Annotated in this window: 6 protein-coding genes; all 6 read right to left on the reverse strand. The window is 67.7% G+C overall.

The window, feature by feature from the left end; translation table 11 throughout:
- Window positions 1–34: 34 nt before the first annotated feature.
- Window positions 35–754 carry a class I SAM-dependent methyltransferase gene (locus ACWIFB_RS05955; protein WP_454057630.1) on the reverse strand — a complete coding sequence of 240 codons (720 nt, stop codon included), beginning with the start codon at window positions 752–754 and terminating at the stop codon, window positions 35–37.
- Window positions 748–2,121 (reverse strand): glycosyltransferase family 4 protein, encoded by a 1,374-nt coding sequence (locus tag ACWIFB_RS05960; RefSeq protein WP_454057631.1) that lies wholly within the window; start codon window positions 2,119–2,121, stop codon window positions 748–750. The genes ACWIFB_RS05955 and ACWIFB_RS05960 overlap by 7 nt, the downstream gene beginning before the upstream one ends.
- Before the next feature lie 210 nt (window positions 2,122–2,331).
- Window positions 2,332–6,291 carry a DNA-directed RNA polymerase subunit beta' gene (locus ACWIFB_RS05965; RefSeq protein ID WP_452098556.1) on the reverse strand — a complete coding sequence of 1,320 codons (3,960 nt, stop codon included), beginning with the start codon at window positions 6,289–6,291 and terminating at the stop codon, window positions 2,332–2,334.
- Window positions 6,292–6,423: 132 nt separating this feature from the next.
- A complete protein-coding gene (rpoB, locus tag ACWIFB_RS05970; RefSeq protein WP_452098555.1) occupies window positions 6,424–9,930 on the reverse strand; it encodes a DNA-directed RNA polymerase subunit beta in 3,507 nt (1,168 codons plus the stop codon).
- Window positions 9,931–10,370: 440 nt separating this feature from the next.
- Window positions 10,371–11,090: a hypothetical protein gene (locus tag ACWIFB_RS05975; RefSeq protein WP_452098554.1), complete on the reverse strand. Its 720-nt coding sequence runs from the start codon at window positions 11,088–11,090 to the stop codon at window positions 10,371–10,373.
- Between the two features lie 20 nt (window positions 11,091–11,110).
- On the reverse strand, window positions 11,111–11,800 hold the full coding sequence (locus ACWIFB_RS05980; protein WP_454057632.1) for a hypothetical protein: 690 nt from the start codon (window positions 11,798–11,800) through the stop codon (window positions 11,111–11,113).
- Window positions 11,801–11,821: the final 21 nt, after the last annotated feature.

Here is an 11,821-nt window from a genome sequence, read left to right on the forward strand (position 1 = left end):
TACGGGAACCGATGTTCTGGGGCTGCACGGGCGATCAGGCCTCCACGGGCTTACGAAGGTAGAACACGATGGACTTGCCCATCACCGGGTTGAGCAACTTCTCGGCGGTCCGCGTGACCCACGGCCCCTTCATCAGGTCCCACACGAGAAGCTTGTGGTACGCCTTCGGCAGCGGATGGTCGTCCTTGTCCGTACCCACCGCGCACTTGAGCCACCAGTACGGGGCGTGCAGCGCGTGGGCGAATCCGGTCCCGGTGACCTCGAGGCCCGCGGCACGAAGCTTGTAGCCGAGCTCCTCAGCCGTGTAGATGCGGCAGTGGCCACCCGGGTTGGAGTGGTAGTCGTCCGAGAGCTTCCAGCACAGCTTCTCCGGCCACTCCCGCGGGACGGTCACCGCGGCGACGCCGCCCGGCTTGAGGATGCGGACCAGTTCGGCGATCGCCTTGGTGTCCTCCGGCACGTGCTCGAGCACCTCGGAGATGAGGACCAGATCGAAGGTCGCGTCGTCGTACGGCATCGCGAGCGCGTCACCGGTGATGGCCTCACCCTTGGATTCCGGGAGCCCGTGCCCCTCCGCCTCCATGGCCGCGAGCATGTCGGCGACCTGCTGCATCTCGTCCGCGTTCTGGTCGAACGCGGTCACGTCGGCTCCACGCCGGTAGAGCTCGAAGGTGTGCCGGCCCAGGCCGGCCCCCACGTCGATGGCTCGCATGCCCGGGGTGACCCCCAGACGGTCGAAGTCAGCGGTCAGCATGCGGCGTCCTCCTGCTCACGGATGTCGTACGTGCCGGCGTCCGGCAGTACCTCGGGCACGTCAGCGGTGACGTGCTCGTCGATCTCGGCCTGATCCGGTCCGATGACCGGCCCGGCGGTGAAGTCCGGCGGCGTCTCGCCGCGGACCCGCGCGATGGCCGCCTGGTAGACCTCGACGGTCCGGCGCGCCACAGCCGCCCAACTGTAACGCTCCATGACCCGTTCCCGGCCACCCTCCGAGAGGCGGCTGCGCTCGGCGGGGTCCGCCAGTAGCGCGCTGATCTGCTGCGCCAACTCGTCCACGTTGCCGGGCTCGACCAGCCGGGCCGCGCAGTCGTCGGTGCCCACGACCTCCGGTAGCGCCCCGGCCCGGGTCGCGACGAGTGCACAACCACTGGACATGGCCTCCACCGCGGGCAACGAGAAGCCCTCGTACATGCTCGGGACGACAGCGATCTCGGCCGTACCCACGAGCTCGGCGAGCTCGTCGTCGTCGACCCCGGAGACCAGGTCCACCGCATCCCGCAACCCGAGTGAATCGAGGAGCTTGGCGGCCTCACCCTTGCGCTTGAGCTTGGAGATCAGCGTCAGGCGCACTCCCGGGTGTTCCTCGCGGACCTTCGCCAGGGCGCGCAGGAGGATCGGCACGCCTTTGAGCGGCTGATCGGCGCTGGCCACACAGACCAGGCGACCCGGCTCGCGGTCGCGGCGGTCGTGGAAACGGTCCGTGTCCACGCCGAGCGGAATGGTGACTATCCGCTGCGGGTCCACACCGAAGTCGGAGGCGATGTCGTCTGCCGAGTTGGACGACACCGTGATGATCTCGTGCAGCCGGCGGGAGACCTTGATCTGCATGCCCAGGAATCCGAACCACCGCCACGTGGTGAGCTTCTTACGCAGCGGCGCCTCTTTCATGGCCAACGCGCGGTCCCGTGTGATCGGGTGATGCACCGTGGCCACCACCGGGAATCCGGCCTCCTCCATCTCGAGGAGGCCGGTACCGAGGCACTGGTTGTCGTGCACCACATCGAAATCCGCGAGCCTGTCTTTGAGGGTGCGGGCGGCGCGGAGGCTGAAGGTCCGCGGCTCCGGGAATCCGGCGGTCCACATGGTGACGACCTCGAGCACGTCGATCCAGTCGCGGATCTCCCGCGGGTGCGGGGTGCGGAACGGATTGGCGTCGTTGTAGAGATCCAGGCTCGGGATCTTCGACAGCGACGGCCCCGGGTCCAGCTCGGGGTACGGCTGACCGGAGAACACCTCGACGGTGTGCCCGAGTGCCGCCAGCTCACGACTGAGGTGACGGACGTAGACGCCCTGCCCTCCGCCGTGTGGCTTACTCCTGTACGAAAGCAGTGCGATCCGCACGGTCGATCGTCTCCCTCCGGTCATCGGACGCCGCGGGCCACTCGCCACAGGCGAGGCGGCCCAGGGCACGTCGGTCAAGTCTAGAACACGTTCGCCCCTGGCCAGAACGCGGCCGGGCTGACGCACCGGACCCCCGGGCACAGTGTGTGCTCGGGGGTCCGATTATGGCGATATCGCTGGTGAACGGCTTACGCGCGCCCACCGACGGCGTCAGTAGCCCAGGTCGTCCAGGCGGACCGACGCGCCGGTGGCGTCGCCGAAACCGTCCTCGGGACCGTAGAAGCCGTCGCCGTAATCCGGGATGGAGTACGCCGCTGCGCGGGCTTCCTCGGTGGGCTCGACCGTCGAATTCCGGTAGCGGTTGATACCGGTACCCGCCGGGATGAGTTTACCGATGATGACGTTCTCCTTGAGGCCCACGAGCTTGTCCGACCGCTTGTTGATGGCGGCGTCGGTGAGCACGCGGGTGGTCTCCTGGAAGGAGGCCGCCGAGAGCCACGAGTCGGTGGCGAGCGAGGCCTTGGTGATACCCATGAGCACCGGGCGCGCCGAGGCGGGCGAGCCTCCCTCGGTGAGCACGCGACGGTTCTCCGCCGTGAGCTCCGCACGCTCGACCAGGGCCCCGGGCAGGAACTCGGTGCTGTTCGACTCGCTGATGGCCACGCGGCGCATCATCTGGCGGACGATGACCTCGATGTGCTTGTCGTGGATCGACACACCCTGCGAGCGGTAGACCTTCTGCACCTCGTCGACGAGGTGCTTCTGGACGCCGTTCGTACCGAGGATCGCCAGCACCTCGTGCGGGTCGGCGGGGCCCTCGAGGAGCGGCTGACCGCGGTCGAGGTGGTCGCCGTCGGCGATCGGCCGCGACGAGCCGTCGTCGAGGTCGATGTGCGCGAGGCCCTGACGCTTGGAGAGCTTCTCGTAGACGATCTCGTCCGCCCCGTTGTCCGGGACGATCGTGATCGTGTAGAAACGCTCCTCCTCGTCGAGGCGGATTCGGCCGGCTTCCTCGGCGATCGGGGCCTTGCCCTTGGGGACACGGGCCTCGAAGAGCTCCTGGACTCGCGGCAGACCACCGGTGATGTCGTCACCGACGCCACCCTGGTGGAACGTACGCATGGTCAGCTGCGTACCGGGCTCACCGATCGACTGCGCGGCGACGATGCCGACGGCCTCGCCGATGTCCACCAGCTGGCCGGTGGCCATCGAGCGGCCGTAGCAGGTCGCACACACACCGGTGCCGGTGGTGCAGGTCAGGACCGAACGGACCTTGACGTTCTGCACGCCTGCAGCGATGAGCGCCTCGATGGTCGGGTCACCCAGGTCGGTGCCCGCGGCGACAATGACGTTGCCCGAGGCGTCCGTGGCGTCCTCTGCGAGCGTCCGGGCGAACGTCGAGGTCTCGACGTGCTCGTCCCGCTCGAGGTCACCGGTCGGGTTGCCCTGGACGTCCATGACCGGACGGGCGATGACCGTCTCGACACCCTTGTTGGTGCCACAGTCGGTCTCGCGGACGATGACGTCCTGCGACACGTCGACCAGACGCCGGGTGAGGTAGCCCGAGTCGGCGGTACGCAGGGCGGTATCGGCCAGACCCTTACGGGCACCGTGCGTGTTCATGAAGTACTCGAGCACCGTCAGGCCCTCGCGGAACGAGGACTTGATGGGCTGCGGGATGAACTCGCCGTTCGGACGCGTCACCAGACCCTTCATGCCCGCGAGCGCTCGGATCTGGGTCATGTTGCCCGCCGCGCCCGACTTGACGATCGTCGGGATCGGGTTGGTGTCCGGGTAGTTCGCCTCCATGGCCTGGCCGATCTCGTCGGTGGCTTCCTGCCAGAGCTTGACGAGGTCGCTCTTGCGCTCCTCGTCGGTGATCTTGCCCAGGTCGAACTGCGACTCGAGGCGCGCGGCCTTGGCGTCGTAGGAGGCGAGGATCTCCTTCTTGGCCGGCGGCACGAGCACGTCGGACATGGCGATGGTGACACCCGAGCGGGTGGCCCAGTAGAAGCCGGTGTCCTTGAGCTTGTCCACCGTCTGCGCCACGACGATCATCGGGTAGCGCTCGGCCAGGTCGTTGATGATGACGGCCTGACGCTTCTTCGGCATCTGCTCGTTGACGAACGGGTAGTCCGTCGGGAGCAGCTCGTTGAACAGGACGCGGCCGAGCGTGGTCTCGGTGATCCACTCCTGGCCGGGGGCCCAGCCCTCGGGGAACTTCTCGGCCTCGATCTCGGCGGACGGACGCTGATGCGTCAGACGCATCTGGACCGGCGCGTGGATGTCGAGCACACCGAGGTCGACGGCCATGATGGCCTCGGCCGGGGTCGAGTACACACCCTGGGCCGGCTCGTTCTCGGTGGCCGGCACGTGGGAGCCGGTCGCCCCCTCGTCGAGACGGGTCAGGTAGTACAGGCCCGTGACCATGTCCAGTCGCGGCATGGCGAGCGGACGGCCGGACGCCGGCGACAGGATGTTGTTCGAGGCGAGCATGAGGATGCGGGCCTCGGCCTGGGCCTCCGCGGACAGCGGGAGGTGGACGGCCATCTGGTCACCGTCGAAGTCGGCGTTGAAGGCCTCACACACCAGCGGGTGCAGCTGGATCGCCTTACCCTCGACGAGCTGCGGCTCGAACGCCTGGATGCCGAGACGGTGCAGCGTGGGCGCACGGTTGAGCATCACCGGGTGCTCGGCGATGACCTCTTCGAGCACGTCCCACACCTGGTCGCGCTGACGCTCGACCATCCGCTTGGCGGACTTGATGTTCTGCGCGTGGTTGAGGTCCACCAGACGCTTCATGACGAACGGCTTGAACAGCTCGAGTGCCATGAGCTTGGGCAGACCACACTGGTGCAGCTGCAACTGCGGGCCCACGACGATCACGGAACGACCCGAGTAGTCGACGCGCTTACCGAGCAGGTTCTGACGGAAGCGGCCCTGCTTGCCCTTGAGCAGGTCGGACAGCGACTTGAGCGGACGGTTGCCCGGGCCCGTGACGGGGCGGCCGCGACGACCGTTGTCGAACAGTGCGTCGACGGACTCCTGCAGCATCCGCTTCTCGTTGTTGACGATGATCTCGGGCGCGCCGAGGTCCATCAGTCGCTTGAGGCGGTTGTTGCGGTTGATCACACGGCGGTACAGGTCGTTGAGGTCCGACGTGGCGAAGCGGCCACCGTCGAGCTGGACCATCGGGCGCAGCTCCGGCGGGATCACCGGGACGGCACCGAGCACCATCGCGGCCGGGTGGTTGCCCGACTGCAGGAACGCCGAGACGACCTTGAGGCGCTTGAGCGCCCGGATCTTCTTCTGCCCCTTGCCGTTGCGGATGACGTCGCGGAGCGACTCGGCCTCGGCCTCGAGGTCGAAGTTCTCCAGCAGCGACTGGATCGCCTCGGCGCCCATGCCGCCCTCGAAGTACTCGCCGAAGCGGTCGTCGAGCTCGCGGTAGATGCCCTCGTCGACGATGATCTGGTTGACGTCGAGCTTGGTGAAGGTGGTCCAGATCTCCTCGAGACGGTCCAGCTCACGCTGGGCCGCTTCGCGGATCTTCTTCATCTCCTTCTCGCCGCCGTCCTTCACCTTGCGGCGCTGGTCGGCCTTGGCGCCCTCGGCCTCGAGCTCGGCCAGGTCGGCCTCGAGCTTCTTGGCGCGCGCCTCGATGTCGGAGTCACGCTCGTCCTCGATGATCTTGCGCTCCTCGACGACCTGGGCCTCGAGGGTGCTGAGCTCGTTGTGGCGCAGCTCGGTGTCGACATCGGTGATGACGTACGCGGCGAAGTAGATGATCTTGTCGAGATCCTTGGGCGCCAGGTCGAGCAGGTAGCCCAGGCGCGACGGAACGCCCTTGAAGTACCAGATGTGCGTGACCGGCGCGGCCAGCTCGATGTGGCCCATCCGCTCACGACGCACCTTGGCGCGGGTCACCTCGACGCCACAGCGCTCACAGATGATGCCCTTGAAGCGGACGCGCTTGTACTTACCGCAGTAGCACTCCCAGTCCCGGGTGGGGCCGAAGATCTTCTCGCAGAACAGGCCCTCCTTCTCCGGCTTGAGGGTGCGGTAGTTGATGGTCTCCGGCTTCTTGACCTCGCCGTAGGACCAGTTACGGATGTCCTCGGCGGTGGCGAGGCTGATGACCAGCTCGTCGAAGTAGTTGACGTCCTGCACGTAGGCGTCCTTTCCCGGGTGGGATGATGGCGGGCCCCGCTCGGGGTGGGGCCGCTTGCGGGGCCCGCCGTGGTGGAACTGAATTCTTCGGGTGCGGTGCGGTGCGACCTCTCGGCGGCACCGCCCGCCTACTTACTGCGCCAGCTCGTCGGCCGCGGAGGACTCGTCGCGCGAGAGGTTGATCCCCAGGTTCGCGGCGGTGCGGTCGAGGTCGTCGTCGTCCCCCTCGCCGAGGGAGACGGCCTGCCCGTCACTGGAGAGCACCTCGACGTTGAGGCACAGCGACTGCAGCTCCTTCAGAAGAACCTTGAAGGACTCCGGGATGCCGGGCTCCGGGATGTTCTCGCCCTTGACGATCGCCTCGTAGACCTTCACGCGGCCCACGACGTCATCGGACTTGATGGTCAGCAGCTCCTGCAGCGTGTACGCCGCGCCGTAGGCCTGCATGGCCCAGCACTCCATCTCACCGAAGCGCTGGCCACCGAACTGGGCCTTACCGCCGAGCGGCTGCTGGGTGATCATCGAGTACGGACCGGTCGACCGGGCGTGGATCTTGTCGTCCACCAGATGGTGCAGCTTCAGGATGTACATGTAGCCGACGGACACCGGGTACGGGAACGGCTCACCCGAACGACCATCGATGAGGGTCGCCTTGCCGTCGCCCTGGACCATCCGCTCGCCGTCACGGTTCGGGAGGGTGTGACCGAGCAGGCCGGTGATCTCCGTGTCCGCGGCACCGTCGAACACCGGGGTGGCGGTGTTCGTGTCGGGCTCGACGCGGTGGATCTGCTCCGGCAGCTTGGCCGCCCACTCGGGCAGGGAACCGTCCGCCTCACGCGGCACCTCCCAGCCGGCCTTGGCCAGCCAGCCCAGGTGGGTCTCCATGATCTGACCGATGTTCATACGACGCGGGACACCGTGGGTGTTGAGGATGATGTCCACCGGCGTGCCGTCGGGCATGAACGGCATGTCCTCCGCGGGGAGGATCTTGCCGATGACGCCCTTGTTGCCGTGGCGGCCGGCGAGCTTGTCGCCGTCCTGGATCTTGCGCTTCTGCGCCACGTACACGCGGACGAGCTCGTTGACACCGGGGGGAAGATCGTCCTCGTCGTCACGCGAGAAGACGCGGACGCCGATGACCTTGCCGGACTCGCCGTGCGGCACCTTGAGTGAGGTGTCGCGGACCTCGCGGGCCTTCTCGCCGAAGATGGCGCGCAGCAGGCGCTCCTCGGGGGTGAGCTCGGTCTCGCCCTTCGGCGTGACCTTGCCGACCAGGACGTCGCCGTCGCGGACCTCGGCGCCGATGCGCACGATGCCACGGTCGTCCAGGTCCGCGAGGACCTCGTCGGAGACGTTCGGGATGTCGCGGGTGATCTCCTCGGCGCCCAGCTTCGTGTCGCGGGCGTCGATCTCGTGCTCCTCGATGTGGATGGACGTCAGGACGTCCTCCTCCACCAGGCGCTGCGAGAGGATGATCGCGTCCTCGTAGTTGTGGCCCTCCCACGGCATGATCGCCACGAGCAGGTTCTTGCCCAGGGCCATCTCACCGTCCTCGGTGCAGGGTCCGTCGGCGAGAACCTGGCCGGCCTCGACGCGGTCACCCTCGTCGACGATCGGCTTTTGGTTGGAACACGTGCCCTGGTTGGAGCGCGCGAACTTCGACAGGCGGTAGGTCTGGCGACCCCCGTCGTCGTCCATCACGGTGATGAAGTCGGCGGAGACCTCCTCGACCATGCCCGGGGTGGTGTTGACGATCACGTCACCGGCGTCGACGGCGGCACGCAGCTCCATGCCGGTACCGACGAGCGGCGCCTCGGAACGCACCAGCGGCACGGCCTGACGCTGCATGTTCGCGCCCATGAGGGCACGGTTGGCGTCGTCATGCTCGAGGAACGGGATCATCGCGGTGGCCACGGAGACCATCTGACGCGGCGAGACGTCCATGTAGTCGACATCCGCGGCCTCGACGACCTCGACGTCGCCGTGCTTCTTGCGCACCAGCACCCGGTCGCTGACGAAGGTCATCTCCGGCGAGAGCTCGGAGTTGGCCTGCGCCACGACGTAGCGGTCCTCCTCGTCGGCCGTCAGGTAGTCCACCTGGTCGGTGACGACGCCGTCGACGACACGGCGGTACGGGGTCTCGATGAAGCCGAACGGGTTGACCCGCGCGTACACCGAGAGAGATCCGATGAGGCCGATGTTCGGCCCCTCGGGGGTCTCGATGGGGCACATGCGCCCGTAGTGCGAGGCGTGGACGTCTCGCACCTCGAGGCCGGCACGCTCACGCGACAGACCGCCGGGGCCGAGCGCGGAGAGACGACGCTTGTGGGTCAGGCCCGACAGCGGGTTGTTCTGGTCCATGAACTGCGACATCTGGGAGGTTCCGAAGAACTCCTTGAGCGCAGCGGTGATGGGCCGGATGTTGATCAGCGACTGCGGGGTGATCGCCTCGGAGTCCTGCGTGGTCATGCGCTCGCGGACGACGCGCTCCATGCGGGACAGTCCGACGCGGACCTGGTTCTGGATCAGCTCACCGACCGTGCGGAGACGACGGTTACCGAAGTGGTCGATGTCGTCCACCTCGACCGGCACCTCGCGGCCGCCCTCGACCTGCATCGACGCGTCGCCGGCGTGCAGGCGCACCAGGTACTCGATGGTGGCCGCGATGTCCTCGCGGGTGAGCGTCGTGGTGGCGTCGCCCTCCGGGTCCGGCAGACCGAGCTTGCGGTTGACCTTGTAGCGGCCGACGCGGGCCAGGTCGTAGCGCTTCTCCTTGAAGAACAGGTTCTCCAGCAGCGCCTCGGCCGACTCGCGGGTCGGGGGCTCGCCCGGACGCAGCTTGCGGTAGATCTCGAGCAGCGCCTGGTCGGTGTCCTCGACGGTGTCCTTCTCGAGGGTCGACATCATGATCTCGGAGAAGCCGTAGCGCTCCTTGATCTCGGTGGTGGTCCAGCCGAGCGCCTTCAGCAGCACGGTGACGGACTGGCGACGCTTGCGGTCGATGCGGACACCGACCGTGTCGCGCTTGTCCACGTCGAACTCGAGCCACGCACCGCGCGACGGGATGACCTTGACCGCGTGGACGTCACGCTCGGTCGACTTGTCGCGCGACCGGTCGAAGTAGACGCCCGGCGAACGGACGAGCTGCGAGACGACGACCCGCTCGGTGCCGTTGATGATGAAGGTGCCCTTGTCGGTCATCATGGGGAAATCACCCATGAAGACGGTCTGGGACTTGATCTCACCGGTTTCGGTGTTCTCGAACTCGGCGGTGACGAAGAGCGGCGCCTCGTAGGTGCGGTCCTTCTCACGGCAGTCCTCGAGGGACGCCTTGACCTCTTCAAAATACGGCTCCGAGAACGAGAGCGACATGGAGCCGGAGAAGTCCTCGATCGGGGAGATCTCCTTGAGGATGGACTCCAGGCCTCCCTCGAGGTTCGTGGTGCCGCGCGAGGCGGCCCTCTCTTGCCACTCCTCCGAACCGATGAACCACTCGAACGACTCCGTCTGGAGGTCGAGCAGCCCCGGGACCGGCAACGGCTCGGTGAGCTTCGCGAACGAGACTCTCCGGGGCGCACCGGGAACGGTGGAGACTGACGTGGTCTGGCGGGAGACTGCCAAGATGGGTCCTTCCAGCACCTCACGTGATCACCACGGGCGGTGACCACAGATGTATCTGCGAGCGGTCCGCCGACGGGTATCCACCCGTGTGCCGTCACTGAACTTCAAGGCCCGGAAATACCCGGTCAGACCGGGAACGGGCCGTCGATGACGGAACAAGAGGCAAATAGCAGCCAGCGCAACGACCTAATCTAGCCTATAGCGGCGCTGAAGTCCAGCCCTCGACGGGAAGAGCCCCGGAGGCTGTGGCACGCGTGGTGCGACGACCGTCCCTGCGCTGGTTGCCCTCGTGGCTCTCGCCTCATCGGCCCCCGGTCGGGACGTCGCACCCGAGCGGAGTCCTCTACGCCCGATGCCCCTAAAGAGTGACGGGTCGAAGCCCGTTCGTCAAGGATCTGACGCCGCTTGTCCCCGATCCCCGGCCGGAGAATGTCCGATCCGCGGCCGGCCGAGGCGTGTCAGGACGGCAGATCCGGGATCTTCGACAGCTTCCAGACGCCGTCGACCCTGTCCAGACCGACGAGGTAGGTGCCGCTGGTGCTGCCCGCGGCGGCGCCGTCGCGCTCCATCGAGACGTCCTGGACCAGCAGGACCTCCGCGCGGTCGCCCTCGAGGTAGGACAGGCCGGCCTCGCGGACCTGCGCGTCGACGGTGGTCGCGGACTGCTCGTAGCTGTCACGAAGCGCCGGCCAGTTCGCGTCGAGTTCCTCGACGAGGTTCGGCGTGAGGAACTCGCCCAGCGAGTCGTGGTACTCGTCGAGGCTCTCGTGATCGATCGACACCAGCCGCTGCACGTTGGTCGACGCCGCGGTGAGGACCTCGTCGGTCTCCGCCCTGTCCACGAACGCCTGATTGGGCACCGAGATGCCCGGCTCGGTGGCGAGATAGGCGCCCGCCGCCCCGGCCACCACGCCCACGGCGAGAGCGGCATAGGCGACGGCCCGCCCGGAGGGACGACGACGAGACGCCGCCTCCCCCGCATCCGTCCGCGGGTCGGTGGCCGTGGAGCGGGTGGCGGCCTTGTCGTCGTCGACCTTGTTCACACCCCGGGGCGTGGTCACCGGTCCGGTACCTGCCTCGGGCGACCCGGTCGATCCCTGGCGGGGGCCGGAGTGGCCGGCGAGTCGACGCGTGGCGGGGGCCTGGGCCGGCTTCTGGTTCCTCTTGATGGGTGGCATCTAGCTCTCCTCGCCCTTCCTCATCGTCCGGCGGTGGTGGTGGGAGCCGGCGCGGAGGCCGACCCCTCCCCCGCGGTGCCGGCGGAGCTGTCCTCGTCCTCGACGTCCTCGGGGTCCGGGAGTTCGAGGTCCTGCACGGACTGGCTGGACTGGCCGACCGGCACCGTCACGCCCACCTGGTTGACCGCGTCGGCCTTCCACTGGCCGTCGACCCGGGTCAGGTCCACCCGCATCGCCTGACGGCCCGTGATGTCCTCCTGGCCCTCGCGCTCAGAGTGGGCGGTGAACACGACCAGCACGGCGGCGTCACCCTCGTCGACGTTCAACTCCTCGACCGCGGCGTTCGAGACGGTGGCCGTGGTGACGGCCTTCTGCTCGATGACCCGGTTGCGGACGTCCTCCGACCACTGCTCCTGCTCGGTGAGGAAGTCCCCGGTCGACATGGAGGAGAGCTGCTCGAGCGACTCGTCCACCTTCTGATGATCGAAGCTGAACGCGTTGATGATCACCTGCGAGGCGACGTCCGCGACCTCGTCCCGCTGCGTGGCCGCGGTCTGCGCCGAACGTGCCTCGGCGTAGCGCCAGCCGAATACGCCCAGGATCGACAGCCCCACCACCAGCACCACCAGGGACACGGCCGTCAGCCACCGCGGCACCCCGGCGGCAGCGGCAGTGGTGTCCGTGCTCTCGCTCGTCTCCTGCGAACTCATGGCGGCGACGGTACCGGACGG

The sequence above is a fragment of the Dietzia sp. NPDC055340 genome (genome assembly GCF_053645335.1).